This is a genomic window from Pseudomonas cerasi (assembly GCF_027983475.1).
Taxonomy (GTDB): Bacteria; Pseudomonadota; Gammaproteobacteria; order Pseudomonadales; family Pseudomonadaceae; genus Aquipseudomonas; species Aquipseudomonas cerasi.
On record NZ_JAQJVM010000004.1, the window covers coordinates 108823 to 129037 of the forward strand.

Annotated in this window: 18 protein-coding genes; 7 read left to right on the top strand and 11 right to left on the bottom strand. The window is 60.6% G+C overall.

Annotated elements, in window-relative coordinates; translation table 11 throughout:
• Genes pqqC through PI739_RS22245 form a run of 4 tightly spaced genes read left to right on the top strand, consistent with a single transcriptional unit; the run spans position 1 to position 3988 of the window.
• Entirely contained in the window at positions 1 to 756 is a 756-nt protein-coding gene (gene pqqC, locus PI739_RS22230; RefSeq protein ID WP_151342445.1) for a pyrroloquinoline-quinone synthase PqqC, read from the top strand.
• Positions 753 to 1037, top strand: a complete 285-nt coding sequence (pqqD, locus tag PI739_RS22235; protein ID WP_002555562.1) for a pyrroloquinoline quinone biosynthesis peptide chaperone PqqD — start codon at positions 753 to 755, stop codon at positions 1035 to 1037. Before pqqC ends, pqqD begins: the two co-directional genes overlap by 4 nt.
• Positions 1030 to 2199 carry a pyrroloquinoline quinone biosynthesis protein PqqE gene (gene pqqE / locus PI739_RS22240; RefSeq protein WP_054081708.1) on the top strand — a complete coding sequence of 390 codons (1170 nt, stop codon included), beginning with the start codon at positions 1030 to 1032 and terminating at the stop codon, positions 2197 to 2199. The genes pqqD and pqqE overlap by 8 nt, the downstream gene beginning before the upstream one ends.
• A complete protein-coding gene (locus PI739_RS22245; protein ID WP_003432614.1) occupies positions 2162 to 3988 on the top strand; it encodes a S9 family peptidase in 1827 nt (608 codons plus the stop codon). Before pqqE ends, PI739_RS22245 begins: the two co-directional genes overlap by 38 nt.
• Positions 3989 to 4043: 55 nt before the next feature.
• On the opposite strand, the gene PI739_RS22250 is transcribed toward PI739_RS22245, so the two are convergent.
• The 10 genes from PI739_RS22250 to bioB all read right to left on the bottom strand — a co-directional run bounded on the left by PI739_RS22250 (position 4044) and on the right by bioB (position 15367).
• On the bottom strand, positions 4044 to 4205 hold the full coding sequence (locus PI739_RS22250) for a YqaE/Pmp3 family membrane protein (protein WP_002555565.1): 162 nt from the start codon (positions 4203 to 4205) through the stop codon (positions 4044 to 4046).
• 403 nt (positions 4206 to 4608) lie between these two features.
• Positions 4609 to 6387: an acyl-CoA dehydrogenase C-terminal domain-containing protein gene (locus PI739_RS22255; protein ID WP_054081709.1), complete on the bottom strand. Its 1779-nt coding sequence runs from the start codon at positions 6385 to 6387 to the stop codon at positions 4609 to 4611.
• 169 nt (positions 6388 to 6556) lie between these two features.
• Entirely contained in the window at positions 6557 to 7855 is a 1299-nt protein-coding gene (locus PI739_RS22260; RefSeq protein WP_024662884.1) for a GGDEF domain-containing protein, read from the bottom strand.
• A 377-nt stretch (positions 7856 to 8232) separates the two neighbouring features.
• Positions 8233 to 10038 carry a phenylacyl-CoA dehydrogenase gene (locus tag PI739_RS22265; RefSeq protein WP_003432609.1) on the bottom strand — a complete coding sequence of 602 codons (1806 nt, stop codon included), beginning with the start codon at positions 10036 to 10038 and terminating at the stop codon, positions 8233 to 8235.
• A 333-nt stretch (positions 10039 to 10371) separates the two neighbouring features.
• A complete protein-coding gene (locus tag PI739_RS22270) occupies positions 10372 to 10668 on the bottom strand; it encodes a hypothetical protein (protein ID WP_003316196.1) in 297 nt (98 codons plus the stop codon).
• 153 nt (positions 10669 to 10821) lie between these two features.
• Complete coding sequence (gene bioD, locus PI739_RS22275) at positions 10822 to 11502, bottom strand: dethiobiotin synthase (protein WP_054081710.1); 681 nt, start codon at positions 11500 to 11502, stop codon at positions 10822 to 10824.
• A gap of 25 nt (positions 11503 to 11527) precedes the next feature.
• Positions 11528 to 12337 (bottom strand): malonyl-ACP O-methyltransferase BioC, encoded by an 810-nt coding sequence (bioC, locus tag PI739_RS22280; protein WP_054081711.1) that lies wholly within the window; start codon positions 12335 to 12337, stop codon positions 11528 to 11530.
• Entirely contained in the window at positions 12330 to 13061 is a 732-nt protein-coding gene (locus tag PI739_RS22285; RefSeq protein WP_054081712.1) for an alpha/beta fold hydrolase, read from the bottom strand. The genes bioC and PI739_RS22285 overlap by 8 nt, the downstream gene beginning before the upstream one ends.
• Positions 13054 to 14244: an 8-amino-7-oxononanoate synthase gene (bioF, locus tag PI739_RS22290; RefSeq protein WP_003432604.1), complete on the bottom strand. Its 1191-nt coding sequence runs from the start codon at positions 14242 to 14244 to the stop codon at positions 13054 to 13056. Before bioF ends, PI739_RS22285 begins: the two co-directional genes overlap by 8 nt.
• A 64-nt stretch (positions 14245 to 14308) precedes the next feature.
• Entirely contained in the window at positions 14309 to 15367 is a 1059-nt protein-coding gene (gene bioB / locus PI739_RS22295) for a biotin synthase BioB (protein WP_003372416.1), read from the bottom strand.
• Positions 15368 to 15457: 90 nt separating this feature from the next.
• On the opposite strand from bioB, the gene PI739_RS22300 reads away from it, so the two are divergent.
• The 3 genes from PI739_RS22300 (at position 15458) to PI739_RS22310 (ending at position 19093) form a co-directional block, all read left to right on the top strand.
• Positions 15458 to 16192: a ComFC family protein gene (locus tag PI739_RS22300; RefSeq protein WP_003372417.1), complete on the top strand. Its 735-nt coding sequence runs from the start codon at positions 15458 to 15460 to the stop codon at positions 16190 to 16192.
• Between the two features lie 138 nt (positions 16193 to 16330).
• Positions 16331 to 17095 (top strand): TOBE domain-containing protein, encoded by a 765-nt coding sequence (locus tag PI739_RS22305; RefSeq protein ID WP_054081713.1) that lies wholly within the window; start codon positions 16331 to 16333, stop codon positions 17093 to 17095.
• Between the two features lie 81 nt (positions 17096 to 17176).
• Positions 17177 to 19093, top strand: a complete 1917-nt coding sequence (locus PI739_RS22310; RefSeq protein WP_054081791.1) for a PhoX family protein — start codon at positions 17177 to 17179, stop codon at positions 19091 to 19093.
• A 264-nt stretch (positions 19094 to 19357) separates the two neighbouring features.
• On the opposite strand, the gene PI739_RS22315 is transcribed toward PI739_RS22310, so the two are convergent.
• Positions 19358 to 20191 (bottom strand): phosphodiesterase, encoded by an 834-nt coding sequence (locus tag PI739_RS22315; protein WP_003432597.1) that lies wholly within the window; start codon positions 20189 to 20191, stop codon positions 19358 to 19360.
• Positions 20192 to 20215: the final 24 nt, after the last annotated feature.

Genomic DNA, 20215 nt, shown 5'->3' on the forward strand with positions numbered 1-20215 from the left:
ATGAGCGAATCGACTGCGCTGTCCCCCGCCGAATTCGAACAGGCCTTGCGCGCCAAGGGTGCCTATTACCACATCTATCACCCGTACCATGTGGCGATGTACGAGGGTCGTGCAACCCGCGAGCAGATTCAGGGCTGGGTCGCCAACCGTTTCTACTATCAGGTGAACATTCCGCTCAAGGACGCGGCGATTCTGGCCAACTGCCCGGATCGCGAGATCCGTCGCGAGTGGATTCAGCGCCTGCTCGATCATGACGGTGCGCCCGGCGAAGACGGCGGCATCGAAGCCTGGCTGCGCCTCGGCCAGGCCGTCGGGCTCGACCCGGACCAACTGCGCTCGCAGGAACTGGTGCTGCCAAGCGTGCGTTTTGCCGTCGACGCCTACGTGAACTTCGCCCGCCGCGCCAACTGGCAGGAAGCTGCCAGCAGCTCGCTGACCGAACTGTTCGCACCGCAGATCCATCAGTCGCGCCTGGACAGCTGGCCGCAGCACTACCCGTGGATCGACCCGGCCGGCTACGAGTATTTCCGCACTCGCCTGGGTCAGGCCCGACGCGATGTAGAGCACGGCCTCGCCATCACGTTACAGCACTACACTACGTACGAAGGTCAGCAGCGTATGCTGGAAATCCTGCAGTTCAAACTCGATATCCTGTGGAGCATGCTCGATGCGATGTCCATGGCCTACGAGTTGAACCGCCCGCCGTATCACAGCGTCACAGACCAAAGGGTCTGGCATAAGGGGATTACGCTATGAAGCACGATCCGCAGTTCCGAGCGTTGACACCCAAATGGCATCAAGGCTATCGCTTTCAGTACGAGCCTGCGCAAAAGGCGCATGTGGTGCTTTACCCTGAAGGCATGATCAAACTCAATGACAGCGCGGCCCTGATTGGCGGGCTGATCGATGGCAAGCGCACCATCACCGCCATCATTCATGAGCTTCAGCAGCAGTTCCCCAATGTTCCCGAACTGGGCATGGACGTCGATGAGTTCATGGAAGGCGCCAAAAAGAAAAACTGGATCGATCTTGTCTGACCTGGCCCCCGTCACCAACACCCCGTACATACCGCCCACTCCCGAGGTCGGGCTGCCCCTGTGGCTGCTCGCCGAGCTGACCTATCGCTGCCCGTTGCAGTGCCCGTATTGCTCCAACCCGCTGGATTTTGCCAAACAGGGCCAGGAGCTGAGCACTGAGCAGTGGTTCAAGGTCATGCAGGAAGCGCGGGAAATGGGGGCGGCGCAGATCGGTTTTTCCGGCGGCGAGCCGCTGGTGCGCCAGGACCTCGCCGAGCTGATCGCCGAGGCCCGGCGTCTGGGCTTCTACACCAACCTGATCACCTCGGGCATCGGCCTTACCGAAGAAAAGATCATCGCCTTCAAGGAAGCAGGCCTGGACCACATCCAGATCAGCTTTCAGGCCAGCGACGAGCAGGTCAACAATATGCTCGCCGGCTCGAAAAAAGCCTTCGCGCAAAAACTGGAGATGGCCAAGGCGGTCAAAAAGCACGGCTACCCGATGGTGCTGAATTTTGTCACCCATCGACACAACATCGACCGCATCGACAAGATCATCGAGCTGTGCCTCGCGCTGGAGGCGGATTTCGTCGAACTGGCGACCTGTCAGTTCTATGGCTGGGCGCACCTGAATCGCCTCGGCCTGCTGCCGACCAAGGATCAACTGGTCCGCGCCGAAGCCGTCACTAATGAATACCGCGTCCGGCTGGAGGCAGAGAATCATCCGTGCAAGCTGATTTTCGTCACGCCTGATTATTACGAAGAGCGTCCCAAGGCATGCATGAACGGCTGGGGCAATATCTTCCTGACCGTGACACCGGATGGCACAGCGCTGCCCTGCCACGGCGCACGGCAGATGCCGATCCAGTTCCCCAACGTGCGCGATCACAGCATGCAGCAGATCTGGTACGACTCGTTCGGCTTCAATCGCTTCCGCGGTTACGACTGGATGCCCGAGCCTTGCCGTTCGTGTGACGAGAAGGAAAAGGACTTCGGCGGTTGTCGCTGCCAGGCCTTCATGCTGACCGGCGACGCCGCCAATGCCGACCCGGTGTGCAGCAAATCCTATCACCACGGGATCATCACTCAGGCTCGTGACGAGTCCGAAACCGCTACTCAAACCATTGAAGAGCTGGCCTTTCGCAATGACCGAAACTCACGACTCATCGCAAAATCCTCCTGAACGCCTGAGCGCCGCCCAAGCGGTCGCTGCAGGCGTCGACTTCGCCGAACTGGATGTCAGCTCGGCGGGCCTGTTCTGGAACGAATACCGCCCCGAAGACGGCGCCAGCCGCATCTGGCACTGGTACGCCAACAGCAAGCGCTGCCTGACGCCACAAGGCTTCAGCGTGCGCAGTCGGGTGTATGAGTACGGTGGTGGCTCGTTCTGCCTCGCCGACGACGCCGTAGTCTTCGTCAACGAGCGCGACCAGCAACTGTATCGACAGGCACTGGATGCCAGCGAGCCGGTGGCGCTGACCGAGGGCGACAAGCGCTACGGCGGCGTGTTCTTCAGCGGCGGCCAGATTCTGGCCGTTGAAGAGGACCACAACACGCATCGACTGGTGGCTATCGAGCTGGCTGACGGCAAGCGCCAGTTGCTGGCCGAAGGCGCTGATTTCTACTCATCACCGATTGTCAGCGCCGACGGCAGACGCCTGGCCTGGATCGAATGGCAGCGCCCGCATCAGCCGTGGACCAGCACCCGCTTGATGTCTGCGACGAAACAGGACGATGGCAGTTGGGCCACTGCGCAGTGCATCGCAGGCGACGGCGCGCAAGAGTCACTGCAACAACCGCGCTTCGATGCCCACGGGCGGCTGTATTGCCTGACAGATCGTGCAGGTTTCTGGCAGCCGTGGGGCGAATCACCTTCCGGGTTTGCGCCGCTTTCCGCCCGCCCGGCGGATCATGCCTCCGCGCCCTGGCAAATGGGCAGCTGCACCTGGCTGCCGATCAACGATGGTTACCTGGCGAGCTGGTTCGAAGACGGTTCAAGTGTTCTGGGGCTTTGTCAGGCCGACGGCAGCGTCGAGGATTTCAGCGCGGGTTACAGCCGCTTTCGCAGCCTCGCCATTGACGAAGAGTTCGTCTATTGCATCGCGGCCTCAGCCGTAAGCACCTCGGCGGTACTGGCTATTTCTCGCCACGACGGCAGTGCTCAGGTGCTTGCCGGAGGCGGGTCGCCGCTGCCAGCCAACCAGATCAGCCGTCCTCAGACATTGCGTTACCCCAGTGGCGGGGCCGAGGCTCATGGTTACTTCTATCCGGCCATGACCGGCGCGGAGAAACCGCCGCTGGTGGTGTTCATCCATGGCGGCCCGACCTCTGCCTGCTATCCGGTGCTGGACCCACGCATTCAGTATTGGACACACCGCGGCTTCGCCGTGGCAGACCTCAATTATCGCGGCAGCAGCGGCTACGGTCGGGTGTACCGGCAAGGCCTGCACCTCACCTGGGGCGTGGCGGACGTCGAAGATGCCTGTGCAGTCGTGAAACATCTGGCCGAGCGCGGCCTGATTGACGAACGACAGGCGTTTATTCGCGGCGGCAGTGCGGGTGGGTACACCACGCTCTGCGCCTTGGCCTTCCACGATGTATTCCGCGCGGGTGCCAGTCTGTACGGCGTCAGCGATCCGGTGGCACTGGCCAGGGCGACGCATAAATTCGAAGGTGATTATCTGGACTGGCTGATCGGCGATCCCGACAAGGACATCGAGCGCTATCAGGCTCGTACGCCCCTGTTGCACGCAGACAGCATCAGCGTGCCGGTCATCTTCTTTCAGGGCGAGCTGGACGCCGTGGTGGTTCCGGAACAGACCCGGTCCATGCTCAAGGCGTTGCAAGACAACGGAATCAAGACCGAAGCGCACTTCTACGCGGACGAGCACCATGGGTTCCGCAAGGCGAACAACCTGGCAGATGCGCTGGAGAAGGAATGGCGTTTCTATCGGGATGTGCTGGATGCTTGATCGAGCCGTGTGATCGTTCCCGCATCAGGGAACGATCAACGAGTGCGACGAGGTGTTACTTACGCGAGACGATGATGTAGATCGCGTGGATGATGCCCGGGATGTAACCCAGCAGGGTCAGCAGGATATTCAGCCAAAAAGCGCCAGCAAAGCCTACTTGCATGAACACGCCTACCGGGGGCAGCAGGATGGCGAAAATGATACGAATGATGTCCATGGAAAGCTCCTGATTGATTGGCTCTGATTGGCCATACAGCTAATCGACCCTGGCCGGCGGTGAGGGTTCAACCGGCTCTGGCATCGCGCCATTATTCTTTCTCGGGAGAGGATCAGGACAAGCGTTGCACTGCGGGCACAGCATCGTGTGCTGCGAGCGGAAAGAAAACAGAATCGTCAAAACGCAAACAAAGAAAACCCCGCCGAAGCGGGGCTTTCCAGACTGTTTCCCTGATTTCCCTTTCACCCCGCCATCCTGGCAGGCTTCCCTACGTGTCCCTGTTATGTCTTGTTGCGCGTCCTGCGCTACGTCCATGAACAAAGATTAACTTTGGATCCCTTTCTTGGGAAGAGGTCAATTGGCACCACGCAGTGTAAGCAAATGCTTACAAGGCTTTTCCAAGTCAGAATTGTGACGCCTTCAACAGGTATAGCGACTCGCTACCCGCGCGCACCGAGGCATCCAGCGAGTGAATACGCGGCAGCAGACGTGCGAAGTAGAAGCGTGCAGTACCAAGCTTGCTTGCGTAGAACTCCTCCTGCTGCTCTTTACCGAGTGCTGCCTTGGCCATCATGGCCCACATGTAGGCATACGCCGTGTAACCGAACAGATGCAGATATTCCACAGAGGCTGCGCCAATTTCATTGGGGTTGTTACGCGAGCGATCCAGCACCCAGCCGGTCAGCTCATCCAGCATGTTCAAGGCTTTGCTCAGCGGCTGAGTAAACTCGCCGAGCGCGTTGTCCGAGCCGCTGATGAACTGGCGGACTTCATCGGAAAACAGCTGATAGAACGCGCCATTCGAACCGACGATCTTGCGCCCGACCAGGTCCAGCGCCTGAATGCCGTTGGTGCCTTCGTAGATCTGCGTGATACGCACGTCACGCACCAGTTGCTCCTGGCCCCACTCGCGGATGTAACCGTGGCCGCCGAATACCTGCTGACCATGCACGGTGGTTTCCAGACCGATATCACTCAGGAACGCCTTGGAGACGGGCGTCAGCAGCGCTACCAGATCATCGGCACGCTTGCGCGCGGCATCGTCTTCGCTGAACTTGGCAATATCCAGTTGTAGAGCCACGTAGCTGGAAAACGCCCGACCGCCTTCGTTGAAGGCTTTCATGGTCAACAGCATACGACGCACGTCAGGATGGACGATGATCGGGTCAGCGGCCTTGTCCTTGTTCTGTGCGCCGGTCGGGGCACGGCTCTGCAGACGGTCCTGCGCATACTCGACGGCGGCCTGATAAGAGCGCACGCCAGAGGCCAGGCCCTGGATACCGACGCCGAGGCGCTCGTAGTTCATCATCGTGAACATCGCCGCCAGCCCTTTGTTCGGCTCACCGATCAGGTAACCGGTGGCGGCGTCGAAGTTCATCACACACGTTGCAGACGCCTGGATGCCCATCTTGTGCTCGATCGAGCCACAACTGACCGTGTTGCGCTCGCCGATGCTGCCGTCGTCAGCGACCATGAACTTGGGCACCAGAAACAGCGAGATGCCTTTCGGGCCAGGCGGTGCATCCGGCAACTTGGCCAGCACCAGATGGATGATGTTTTCGGTCAGGTCGTGTTCGCCACCGGTAATGAAAATCTTGCTGCCGGTGATCTGGTAAGCGCCGTCCGCCTGGGGTTCGGCGCGGGTGCGAATCATGCCCAGATCCGTACCAGCGTGGGCCTCGGTCAGGCACATCGACCCGGCCCAGACGCCTGAATACATATTGGGCAGAAATTTGTTCTTGAGCGCTTCGCTGGCGTGGGTGTCTATCGATACGCAGGCGCCGGACGTGAGCATCGCGTACAGACCGAACGCCAGGCTGGCAGAGTTGAGCATCTCTTCGACCTGAGCCGACACCACCTTGGGCATGCCCATGCCGCCAAACTCGGGGTTACCGCCTACACCGACCCAGCCGCCCTCAGCGTAGGTCTTATAGGCCTCGGGGAAACCTGCAGGTGTGGTGACGACGGTGTCCTTCCAGTGGCAACCCTCCTCGTCACCGTTGCGGCTCAGCGGCGCAATGGTCTTGCTGGTCACTTTACCGGCTTCTTCGAGAATGGCTTCGACCGTTTCAGCGTCGACGGTTTCGGCCAGCTCGGGCAGTTGAGCCCAGAGCTTTGAAACCTCGAAGACTTCATTGAGGACGAAGCGCATATCGCGCAGTGGCGCTTTATAGTCAGCCATGGCAAACCTCGTGAACACGGATCGAAATGCTTTGGGAAGCCGATCGATGCATCCAGCGACGCAGATCAGCAGTCGAGTTCCACGAGTCTAACCGAACAACATTTCAGAGACATAGGGTCGTGTCATGACTGAATAGTCATAACAGGTCACGGGAAGTGTAAGGGCTTGCTCAGGTTGCCGCTTCAGTTGTGCGGACAGCGCCACGTCGGTTCAACTGCCCGTAAGCCACCACACAATTGCGCCCGGCGCCCTTGGCCGCATACAGCGCCTGGTCGGCGCATTTGAGCACCTCTTCGGGCGTACGATGCTCCGGCTGGCGTTCGGCAACGCCGATACTCACCGTCACCGACACACTGCCTGACTGCGCCCCGCTGCGGCGCTGCCGGCCTTGCTGATCGTCCTGAGGGCGACTGTCCTTGTTGCGCAGCTGAATCTCGTAATTGGCGATGGTCTCGCGGATGGCTTCCAGGTGCGGCATGCACTCATCGATAGTCTTGGCGGCGAACACAATGGCGAACTCTTCGCCACCATAACGATAGGCCTTGCCACCGCCGCTGGTGATTTTCGACAGTTTGCTGGCCACCAGACGCAACACCTGATCTCCCACATCATGGCCGTGGGTATCGTTGAATTTCTTGAAGTGATCCACGTCGCTCATCGCCAGCACATAGTTGCGACCCAGACGCTGCATGCGCTCATTGAGCGCCCGTCGCCCAGGCAACCCGGTGAGCTCGTCGCGGAAGGCCATCTGATAGGCCTCATGAGCGACAGCAGCGGCAATCATCAGCATCACCTGGCTGCATAGGATGTTCAGGGTGAACGGCAGTATGAAGGTCTTGGGCAATGCCCAGAACAAACCCAGCAGGCCGACAATCTGCGCCGCATGCAGCGGTCGCGGCTTTTCCAGGTATTGCCAGATCAGCACCCCGAATGACACGAGGAACATCGCGTAAGACAACTGGATCAGGCTCATCCATGCGCCATGCAGAGCAGGCCAGCGAATGTCGGCCAGCCAGACTTGCAGCTCGACCGGATAGCTCTGCTCAAGCCCCACCGCCACGCCACCCAGCGCTACCAGCACCGCGAGCCGCGCGACCATGTCCTGGAACAGATGCGTTCGCTCCTCCCATGCTGCATACAGCCCGAACAGCAGCGGCAGCAGCAGGCAGACCAGGTGAAAGATCACCGCCGCATCTTCGCGGACCTTGCCGTGGTCACGGTAGTAATCGGTCTGAGTATCGAGCAGGTAGTAGGCGATATACACCGTGAGCATCAGAAACAGCTCGCGCTGACGTCGGTAAACACAGCAGTACGCGCCGCCCAACAACAGAACCAGGGTTGGAAGCACGTTGAACAGCGAGGTGAAGAAGACGTTCAGGTCCTTTACGTACGCAGCCGCAAGCCCCGCCACCAGCAAGCCCAGTGAAGGCAGAAAATGACTCAAGCGTGCAGCTGATGGACGCAACAAAAGGGGTTATCTCCTACCCGGCATCTGGATGACTGGCTGGCCTGATGGCATTGTGCCCCTCCCCAGCAAACAATGCATCGGCAGGATCAACAAACAACTTAATTTCTGTAACGGCAGGAAGCGGGAAATGTTTATTGCGGGCTTCTTGCGTCCATGCGCCGCGTCGGCATGCGTTGGGTGACACAGAGCGTCACGAACTGCATTCCCACGCGGAGCGTGAGGAGCGAGAGGTGTCCTGAAGAACATCTTGACTATGCAAGGGGCCTGAACGCCTTCCCAGGTCTCGCCGGGGATTCGAATACAGCGATGCGCTAAAACGCACCCATAAAAAAACCGCCTGATCAGCGATCAGGCGGTTTTCATGACGCCAGCGAAGCTTAGTAAGCCAGGCCGAAATCTTCTTCCTTCATGTCCATCAGGTTGGCAGCGCCCGACAGAATGGCCGCCACGTGGGTACGGGTGCGCGGCAGGATGCGCTGGAAGTAGAAGCGCGCGGTCTGGATCTTGGCGCGGTAGAACGCCTCGTCAGACGTACCGGCCGCCAGTTTCTCGGCCGCAACACGCGCCATGTCGGCCCAGAAGTACGCCAGGCAGGCATAGCCGGAGAACATGACGTAGTCCACCGATGCAGCACCCACTTCTTCGCGATCCTTCATCGCCGCCATACCGACTTTGAGGGTCAGGTCGCCCCACTCCTTGTTCAGCGCAGCCAGTGGCGTCACAAACTCCTGAACGACTTCGTTGCCTTCATTGCTCTGGCAGAACTTGTGAACGATCTTGGTGAAGCCCTTGAGTGCTTCGCCCTGGGTCATCAGCACCTTGCGGCCCAGCAGATCGAGCGCCTGAATACCGGTGGTGCCTTCGTACAGCATCGAAATCCGGCTGTCGCGAACGTTCTGCTCCATGCCCCACTCCGCAATGAAGCCGTGGCCGCCGTAGATCTGCACGCCGTGGTTGGCGGCTTCAAAGCCCACTTCCGTCATGAACGCCTTGGCAATCGGGGTCATGAACGCCAGCAGCGCGTCAGCGGCTTTCTTTTGCTCCGGGTCTTCGCTGTACTTGACGATGTCGACCTGTTTGGCCGTGAAGTACACCATGGCACGCGTGCCTTCGGCGAACGCCTTCATGGTCAGCAGCATGCGACGCACATCAGGGTGAACGATGATCGGATCGGCGGCTTTTTCCGGTGCCTTGGGGCCGGTCAGCGAGCGCATTTGCAGGCGGTCACGGGCATATTGCAGGCCGCCCTGGAAGGCGACTTCGGCGTGCGCCAGACCTTGCAGTGCAGTCCCCAGACGTGCGGTGTTCATGAACGTGAACATGCAGTTCAGGCCCTTGTTCGCCGGCCCGATCAGGTAACCGGTAGCGCCATCGAAGTTCATCACGCAGGTGGCGTTGCCGTGGATGCCCATCTTGTGCTCGATGGAGCCGCAGTTCACGGCGTTGCGCTCACCGATGCCGCCATCGGCAGCCGAGAGAAACTTGGGCACGATGAACAGCGAAATGCCTTTGGTGCCAGCCGGTGCGTCCGGCAGGCGGGCTAGCACGATGTGGACGATGTTATCGGCCATGTCGTGTTCGCCAGCGGAAATGAAAATCTTGGTGCCGGTAACCTTGTAGGTCCCGTCAGCCTGAGGCTCTGCTCTGGTGCGCAGCATGCCCAGGTCGGTACCGCAATGCGACTCGGTCAGGCACATGGTGCCGGTCCATTCGCCGGACACCAGCTTGGTCAGATACGCTTCCTGCTGCTCGGGCGTGCCGTGCTCGGAGATCGTGTTCATCGCACCGTGCGACAGGCCAGGGTACATGCCCCACGACCAGTTCGCCTCACCGACCATCTCGCTGACCGCCAGGCCCAGCGACTCGGGCAGACCCTGACCGCCGTGCGCAACGTCATGCGCCAGACTTGGCCAGCCGCCTTCGACGAACTGTTTGTAAGCCTGTTTGAAGCCGGTCGGCGTCTTCACGCCCGACTCGCTCCAGGTGCAACCCTCGGTATCGCCCACACGGTTCAGCGGTGCCAGCACCTGCTCACAGAACTTGGCACCCTCTTCCAGAATGGCGTCGACCATGTCCGGAGTGGCGTCATGACAGGCTGGCAGACTCTGATAGTGCGCTTCATAGCCGAGCAGTTCATCACGAACAAAACGAATATCACGCAAGGGGGCCTTGTAGTCAGGCATAGCGATAACCTCTGCTGATGAATCCTGGAACGAATGACCGGGCGGTCGCTGGAGAGATACCCTCAAGCGCCAGACAATCTCGTATGCCTCGCGGTCAAACAGGTGTTTGAAACATACGTTTACGCCCAAACCTTGTCAATAGCGAAGCACGCACCATTCGTCCACGGCCCATGCATAAGCCACGCAGGCGTACGTCGTGCGGGGGCGAGCGAAACGTAAGCAAAAGTCTAGTGGAGGGCGAAACCGGGTGCAGGTGAGATACAGGACAATGGTGCGGAGAAATTCAGAGGGCAACGCCGTGCGCGGATGGCACGGCGGGAATTGACGCGAAAATCAGGCGTAGGTGTCGATCAGCGTGCCGAGCATTTCATTGCTGGCTTTCTGCGCAGCCAGTCCGGCTGCAAACTGATCCTTTCCAGCCTCGAGTTCGACGATGTTGGACGGCAAGTCGGAACGCTGGCTGCGATCAACAGAGCGCAGGTTCTCGAGCTGAAAGTCAGAAGACTGGCTTCTGCCCGACACTTCGATATTGGAGCTGGCAATCTGGGTGGCCGCCTGATCCACACGACTTTGCCCGACCTGCATTGCGCTAAGGCCCGGGTAGAGGGTGTTGTTCATGGTGATTTGCATAAGCCGATCCTCAGTTCAAAAAACGAACACATGCCATTGAACCAGCATTTGCACGGAAATACTCGATAAACAGACTAATGGCACTAGGCCGCACGATAGCCTGAGTCTTGAAAATCCAAAACTGTCTTGCCGGTCAGCGACATAGCGGCGCTGTCAGCTCAACACCTTCAAGTCGAGATACTGCGCCACATTTTCGGCACTCGCCTCGTTCAAGCGAGGCACCCGCCCCAGGCAAGGTGCAGGCAGACGCTCGACCAGCGTGGCGAGGTTTTCTTCAAGCCGCGAGGTGTCGGCATCCACGATGTTGGCCACCCAGCCGGCCAGACGCACCCCGTCACGGGCAATCGCTTCGGCAGTCAACACCGCATGATTGATGCAGCCCAGACGCACGCCCACCACCAGAATCACCGGCAGGTCCAAGGCAATGGCCAGGTCGGACAATGTGCTCTGCCCGGACAGCGGCACGCGCCAACCGCCCGCCCCTTCGATCAGGGTGAAATCGGCCTGTCTGGCGAGCATCTGCCGCATGGGTTGCAGCACCGAATCGACGGTCAACGCGACGCCAGCTTCGCGTGCTGCCAAGTGCGGAGCGATGGCCGGTTCGAAAGCCAGCGGGTTGACTTCAGCGTAATCCAGCTCGACAGAACACTCGGCCAGCAACGCCAGAGCATCCGGGTTGCGCAGCCCCTGTGGCGTGACAAAACAACCGGAGGCAACGGGCTTGCCGGCTGCCGTGCTCAGGCCGGACATTCGGGCAGCATGCAGCAAACCGGCAGCCACCGTGGTCTTGCCAGCGTCGGTATCGGTCCCGGTGATGTAGTAGGCAGCAGTCATCTCAGCAGTCTTTCCTGTCAGTCCGTCAGTTTTTTTCAAGCACCGCGTACAGCACTTGATAGGTAGCGGGCAGTCCGGCGTCCTGGCGGAAGCCTTCATAGGCCTTAACCATGCCCATGATCCGCTCGCGCCCGGTCAGGCCATTGGGTCGTCCGGGGTTGAGATTGTGCGCACCGAGCGCCTTCAACTCGTGCGTCAGGCTGCGCACGTCCGGGTAATGCAGAACCTGCGGGCGAACATCGAGGCTGCGCACTTGCAGGCCGCTCGCTGCGCACAGCTGACGATAGTCATCCTCATGACGAAAACGGTTCACATGCACCCGGCCGTCCACTGCCTGCCAACTGTCGCGCAGCTCGTACAGCGTGCCGACACACAGGCTGGCAAAGGCAAATACGCCGCCTGGTTGCAAAACGCGGTGAGCTTCACTGAGCACCGCCGTGAAATCGGCGCACCACTGCACCGCGAGGCTGGAAAAAATCAGCCCGCAGCTCTGGTCACGCAGCGGCAGGTGCTCGGCATCACCCGCAACAAAGTGCTGTGCGCCACCCAAGGGTCGGGCGTGACGCAACATGCCTTCGGCGATATCCAGTGCAATGCCTTCGCTGCCATTGAAAGCCTGCGCCAGCGCCCGGCTGAAATAGCCGGTGCCGCTGCCTAGATCCAGCCAGCGAGACGGGTTGCATTGCGCAGGCAAACACGTGAGCAGTTCATTACCGACGTTGCGCTGCAGTTCGGCGACGCTGTCATAGCTGCCTGCCGCGCGGGAAAACGACGCGGCGACCTGACGTTTGTCAGGCAAGACAGAAGGTGGTTTGGGGATTGAAAGATCAGTCATCGTCCAGCTCGTGCAGAAAGGCATGGATCGCAGCCGCCACCCCGTGAGGATTTTCCAGCAGGAAGGCATGACTGGCCTGCTCGATCAGCCCCACTTCGACATCCGGCAACAAGGCCAGCAGAGCACTTGCCGCCTCAGCGGGTACGAAGGCATCCAGCCCGGCAAACAGGTGCAGTTGCGGGCCACGATAGGTTTGCAAAGCGCTGCGGGTGTCGAGTTGCCGAAGTATTTTCAGGCCGTCGATCAACGCCGTTTTCGACAGGTGCGGTGCGCCGGCCTTGAGCAGCCGCGCCAGACCGCGCGGGTCTTCTGCGCCTTGCGTGCATAACAGGCTGAAACGCTTGAGGGTCAGGTCCGGATCATCGGCACAGCCAGCCAGAAATGCCTCGAAATCCTGCGCGGGCATTGCGTTCGGCCACGCACCTTGGGTGACGAAACAGGCGTTGCTGGCCAGCGTCAGTAATCCGCAACAACCTTCGCCGCGCCGCGCCGCCAGTTCAGCCGCGAGCATGCCACCCAATGACCAGCCGCCCAGCCAGGCGTCGTCTGGCAGGTTGCTGTCCAGTTCGTCGAGCCAGTCCGGCAAGTCGCAGCTGTCGATATCCGGCAATGGCTCGACTTCAACCCGCAAGTGCTCGTCCAGCCCACGCAGCGCAGCAGCAAGCGGCTCCAGCGGCGAAACGCCAAGGCCCCAGCCTGGCAACAGAATCAGACGATCACGCATGAACAGGCTCCGAGGATTGGCTGGCATCCAGCAGCGGGTAGCACTGCTCCAGAGTGTTCAATAATAGCTGCACGTCGGCTTCGCTGTGCGCGGCAGACAAGGTCACACGAAGTCGCGCGCTGCCCGCAGGCACAGTAGGCGGGCGAATGGCGGTGACCAGCAGGCCACGCTCACGGAGCAACTGCGAGAGGTGCAACGCCCGACCGGCATCACCGATCATGATCGGCTGAATCGGGGTAAAGCTGTCCATCAGTTGCAGCCCGATCTGCTCGGCACCGCGACGAAACTGCTGAATCAGCCGCGTCAGATGCTCGCGACGCCAATGCTCGGTACGCAGCAACTGCAGGCTTTTCAAGGTGGCGCAGGCCAGCGCGGGCGGCTGGCTGGTGGTGTAGATGTAGGGCCGGGCGAACTGGATCAGGGTTTCGATCAACTCTTCACTGCCGGCCACAAACGCCCCGGACGTGCCGAACGACTTGCCCAGGGTGCCGACCAGCACCGGCACGTCATCCATGCTCAGGCCGAAGTGCTCGACGATACCGGCGCCGTTGGCACCCAAGGGGCCGAAGCCGTGAGCGTCATCCACCATCAGCCAGGCCCCTTTGGCCCTCGCCGAACGGGCCAGCGCGGGCAGATCGGCGATGTCGCCGTCCATGCTGAACACCCCGTCGGTGACTACCAGGGTATCGCCCACGGATTTTTCCAGGCGGGCTTCCAGGCTGCTCACATCGTTGTGCAGATAGCGCGAAAACCGTGCACCGCTGAGCAGACCGGCATCCAGTAGCGAGGCGTGGTTGAGACGGTCCTCCAGCACCGTATCGCCCTGCCCGACCAACGCCGTCACTGCGCCAAGGTTGGCCATGTAGCCATTGGAGAACAACAGGGCACGCGGGCGACCGGTCAGCTCGGCCAGCGCTTCTTCCAGTTCATGGTGCGGCGCGCTGTGGCCGATCACCAGATGCGAAGCCCCGCCTCCCACGCCCCAGCGCTCGGCACCTGCCTGCCAGGCGGCGATCACCTCGGGATGATTGGCCAGCCCCATATAATCGTTGTTGCAGAACGCCAGTAACGGCTGGCCGTCGACGATGACCTGCGGCCCCTGCGGACTTTGCAGCAGCGGGCGCTGGCGATAGAGGTGTGCGGCGCGCCGGGCATCGAGGCGCGTGCGGAGATCGAAAGACATGCAGGCCCCGAACCGGAAGATGACAATTCAAAACGGGCCGGAACAGGCCGGCCCATTCAACGGATCAGGCAGAGGCAGCGTCGTAGAACATTGAGCTGCTTTGCTGCTCGACCAGCGCCTGTTCGATGGCGGCCTGATGCACTTCGTCGGCATGCCCTTCGCCTGCTTCGGGCTTGATGCCCAGGCGCGAGAACAGCAGCATGTCCTTGTCGGCCTGCGGGTTGGCGGTGGTCAGCAGCTTGTCGCCGTAGAAAATCGAGTTGGCCCCGGCGAAGAACGCCAGTGCCTGCATTTGCTCGTTCATCGCTTCGCGACCGGCGGACAGACGCACGTGGGATTTCGGCATGAGAATCCGTGCCACGGCGAGCATGCGAATGAAATCGAACGGGTCGACATCTTCGGCGTTTTCCAGCGGCGTACCGGCGACCTTGACCAGCATGTTGATCGGCACCGACTCTGGGTGCTCAGGCAGGTTGGCCAGTTGAATCAGCAGCCCCGCGCGGTCATCGAGGGACTCGCCCATGCCCAGAATGCCACCGGAGCAGATCTTCATCCCTGCATCGCGCACGTAGGCCAGGGTTTGCAGGCGCTCGCTGTAAGTCCGGGTGGTGATGATGCTGCCGTAGAACTCCGGCGAGGTGTCGAGGTTGTGGTTGTAGTAGTCCAGGCCCGCGGTGGCCAGCGCTTCGGTCTGTTCCTGATCGAGGCGGCCCAGGGTCATGCAGGTTTCCATGCCCATGGCTTTCACGCCTTTGACCATCTCCAGCACATAAGGCATGTCCTTGGCGGAAGGATGCTTCCAGGCCGCGCCCATGCAAAAGCGGGTCGAGCCAATGGCCTTGGCACGCGCGGCTTCTTCAAGCACCTTCTGCACTTCCAGCAGCTTTTCTTTCTCGAGACCGGTGTTGTAGTGGCCGGACTGCGGACAGTACTTGCAGTCTTCCGGGCAGGCGCCGGTCTTGATCGACAGCAGCGTGGAGACTTGCACGCGGTTGGCGTCGAAGTGAGCGCGATGCACCGTTTGCGCCTGAAACAGCAGGTCATTGAATGGCTGTACAAACAGCGCCCTGACCTCGGCTAAAGTCCAGTCGTGACGCAAAGTGGCGGTGGTGCTGGCGCTCATCGGGCGGCTCCTTGGTGTTTCTGGGCAATGCGCGAGGGCGGGAAAGACCCCATGCGCTACACGGATGTCGGGCATATTTAAGGAAGAGCCATGCGCTGTCAACCCAGCTACCCGCATGAGGTTTACATCTGGTTAAAAAACAAACAATCCTGTTTGTTATGCGATGAACGCAGTGAGGTGCCCACGCCCATTTGCGTGCCGTGCGAAGCAGAACTGCCGTGGCTGGGCAACGCCTGCGTGTGCTGTGCGCTGCCGTTACCGCGTTCAGGCATGAGCTGCGCGCAATGCTGCAAGCAAACGCCCGGCTTTGCTCAGGTCATCGCGCCCTGGCTGTACGATTTCCCGGTCGACGGTTTGATCACCCGCTTCAAACATAACGGTAAATGGCCCATGGGACGACTGCTGGCGGAACTGTGCGCGCAATACCTGCAGCACCGTTTCGAGGAAGACCTGCCGCGACCCGACTGCCTCATTCCAGTGCCGCTGGCCAACAAACGCTTGCGCCAGCGCGGCTATAATCAGGCGGCAATGCTGGCCGGTTGGCTGGGTAAACAGCTGCAACTGCCCGTCGACGAAGAGCATGTGTTACGCAGCCGGGAGACAACCGCACAACAGGGCCTGGACGCGAAAGCCCGCAGGCGCAACCTGCGCGGCGCCTTTACCCTGGTTGATCCCGATTGGGTACAGGGCAAGCACTTGGCGCTGGTCGATGATGTTCTGACCACCGGTTCGACGGCAGAGGTCATTGCGCGACTGCTGAACAAGGCCGGTGCGCGGCGGGTGGACGTGTATTGCCTGGCTCGCACGCCCAAGCCGGGTGACTAATGGCCCCTACGCGCCTGGTTTAATATCGTTCCCACGCTCCAGCGTGGTAATGCCTTTCGGGACGCTCCGCTTCCGGTTTCGACGCCATGAGCGAGAGCGATCATACTGCCCACTCCTACTCGACCGCCCCGGATTTCCATGGCCCTCCCCACCTTGCTGACGCAACACATGGTCCGTCGCCCGCAACGCATTGCGCTGTTGCAGCATATTGCCGAACAGGGCTCGATCACCCGCGCTGCGAAAAGCGCAGGGCTGAGTTACAAGGCGGCCTGGGACGCGATCGACGAGCTGAACAATCTGGCGCAAAAACCGCTGGTAGAGCGCAGTGTCGGCGGACGCGGCGGTGGCGGCGCGAAGTTGTCGGTCGAGGGCGAGCGAGTGCTGCGTCTCTATCAGCGCGTCCAGGCCTTGCAGGCCCAGGTGCTGGAAGCGGCCGAAGACAGCAGCGACCTTGACCTGCTCAATCGCCTGACCCTGCGTACCAGCGCACGCAATCAGTTGCTGGGGCGGATCGTCAGCATCACCCGCCAGGGGCATAACGATCAGGTTCGCCTGCAATTGGCGGACGAGGTGTTTATCGAAGCACAGGTCACCCATGGCAGCACCCTGCGTCTGGAACTGGAAAACGGCACGGAGGTGGTTGCACTGATCAAGGCCGGCTGGCTGGAACTGCACGCAGACCGCAGCGAAGAAACAAATGGAAACAATTGTCTGATCGGCCGAATCGACAGCGTGACCGACGCTGAATATGGCCCGAGCGAAGTACGCATCACACTCCCCGGCGGCCAGACGCTGTGCGCCCTGGCGACACCTGAGCACCTGCATGCACAACAGTTGAAAACCGGCACCACGGTGCAGGCAAGATTTGCTGCTTCACTGGTACTGCTGGGTATACCGTTGTAAGCGCTGGCAGGTCATCACTACGACACAATTTCGTCATATGCGCGCACTAAGGTGGCTGCCATATTCGAGGGAGCCGTGATGATGAAACTATTAGAAGAAAACCAGACCACTGACCTGGAAAACCTGGTCGGCGCCGACAAGGTCGGCCTCACCCGCCGCGGTTTCATCAGCGCGGGCGCATTGTGCGGCGCTGCGATGTTTCTCGGCGGCAACCTGCTCAGCCGTACCGCTCTGGCCAACAGCGTCAGCGCGGCGTCTGGCAGATTGCTCGGCTTCCAGAGCATTCCTGCTGCCACCGCCGACAGCATCAGCCTGCCAGCAGGTTACACGTCCTCGGTACTGATCAGTTGGGGCCAGCCTCTGCGAGCGGGCGGTCCGGCGTTCGACCCGAGTGGCAAGGGTACCGCCCAGGCTCAGGAGGTGCAGTTCGGCGACAACAACGACGGCATGTGCCTGTTCCCGATGCGGGCTCGCAAAGACCGTGCTTTGCTGGCGATCAACAACGAATACACCAACTACCGCTACCTCTTCGAGCATGGCAAGGAGCCGCAATCGGCAGAAGAAGTGCGCAAGGCACTCGCCGCAGAAGGCGTGTCAGTGATCGAGATACAGCAGAAAAACGGCAAATGGCAGTTCGTGCAGGACTCGCGTTACAACCGTCGCGTGCATGGCAATACGCCGATCAGGCTGAGTGGCCCGGCGGCCGGTCACGAATGGCTCAAGACTGACGCCGACAAGACCGGCACCCGCGTCCTGGGGACTTTCCAGAACTGCTCCAGCGGCCAGACACCGTGGGGCACGTACCTGACCTGTGAAGAGAACTTCACCGACTGCTTCGGCAGCAGCAACCCGGAGCAGCCATTCGATGCGGGCATGAAGCGCTATGGCGTCGTGGCTGCCAGTAAAGAGATCAACTGGCACCCGCACGACCCGCGCTTCGACGTGGCGAAAAACCCCAACGAGGTCAATCGTCATGGCTGGGTGGTCGAGATCGATCCGTTCGACCCCGAATCGACGCCGGTCAAGCGCACGGCACTCGGGCGTTTCAAGCACGAAAACGCCGCCTTCACGCAGACCAGGGACGGGCGCGCCGTGGTGTACATGGGCGACGACGAGCGTGGCGAGTTCATCTACAAATTCATCAGCCGCGACCGGATCGATCGCAAGAACCCGAAAGCCAATCGCGACCTGCTGGACCACGGCACCCTGTACGTGGCGCAATTCGACGCTGGCAACGGCAACCCGGACCATCCGAAGGGCAACGGCCAGTGGATCGAACTGAAATACGGCAAGAACGGCCTCGATGCCGCTGCCGGTTTCGCCAATCAGGCTGAAGTGTTGATTCATGCACGGCTGGCCGCCAGCGTGGTCAAGGCCACGCGCATGGACCGCCCGGAATGGATCGTGGTCAGCCCCAAGGATGGCCAGGTTTATTGCACGCTGACCAACAACATCAAGCGCGGCGACGAAGGTCAGCCGGTTGGCGGGCCGAATCCACGCGCCAAGAACCAGTACGGGCAGATCCTGCGCTGGCGCGAAGGCGGCAACAATGCGTCGGCGATGGCGTTCGAGTGGGACCTGTTTGTGGTCGCGGGCAACCCGACCGTACATGCCGGTACGCCACAGGCCGGGTCGAGCAACATCAACGCGCAGAACATGTTCAACAGCCCGGACGGCCTGAGTTTCGATCGATCGGGTCGGCTGTGGATCCAGACCGACGGCGACTCCAGCAACAAGGGTGACTTCGCTGGCATGGGCAACAACCAGATGCTCTGTGCCGACCCGGCCAGCGGCGAGATCCGCCGTTTTCTGGTTGGCCCGATCGGTTGCGAAATCACCGGCATCAGCTTTGCGCCTGACTACCGGACGATGTTCATCGGCATCCAGCATCCCGGTGAAAACGGTGGCTCTACCTTCCCCGAGCATTTGCCCAACGGTAAACCGCGCTCATCGGTGATGGTCATCACCCGGGAAGATGGCGGCGTTATCGGCGCCTGATCGGCAATCAGGAAGAGGACGCAGATCGCTCATCGTTATATAAAGGTCTGCTATTGATTCTGGCCGGAGGCCATGGGAGCGAACTTGTTCGCGAAGAGGGCTGTATGATCGTCGAAAATGCATCGACTGAAACACCGTCTTCGTGAGCAAGCTCACTCCCACAAGGATCTTTACTCCGCCTGATACTGCGCGTCGAGCCCCGCTTTCCGGGCTCATCAAGACTTGAGTATCACGCCGGGCGCAGAGCGTGGGAGCGATGAGCAATCAATCAATCAACCCGTTCACATCGTAGAACGGGTATGGCCCTTCATAGTCGCCGAACACGGCGTTATGACTGACAAACCCCTGTTCCGAATGCCAGCGATGCAGCACGTAACCTGCCGGTTCCAGATTGAAATGCGCAGGCGCGGCTTCGTCGAGGTCGAGGACGATCTGGTGTGAGGTGCCCGGGCAGATGCTCGCCACGCTGCCTCCGAAACGTCGCTGCATCGGTCGATGCAAATGTCCGCACAGCAAACGCTCCACTTGCGGATGCTGGGCGATCACGCGCTCCAGCGCCGATGCGTTGCCGAAGGATTCGCGGTCCATGTGCCCTATGCCGGTAATGAACGGCGGATGGTGCATGACGATCACGGTCGGCACGTAAGGACGACGGGACAGCTGTGCGTGCAGCCAGTCCAGCTGACAATAATCCAGTTGCCCGCCATGCTCGCCGGGAATGGTCGTGTCCATGCCGATCAGGCGCACCGGGTATTTCTCAACGACCCAGTCCAGAGGACCGCTGGCCGACAACGGCAGGTACACCTGCTCGGCAAACGCGGCCAGCAGGTTGTGCCGATCATCATGATTGCCGGGCACCAGATAGAACGGCATCTGCAGACGTTCCAGTTCGGGCTTGAGCACGGCGTATTCGTCCTCGCGACCGAAGTCCACCAGGTCACCGCTGATCACCACGATGTCGGGGCGCTGCTTGCTGGCATTGATGTGCGCGACCGCGCGGCGCAGCGCCCCCAGGGTATCGACTACGCCATAGGTCAGGCGCCCGTCGGCTTTGAGGTGCAGGTCACTGATCTGAGCAATAAGAAACGGACGATTCAAAATAATCTCTCTACGAAAAACGAG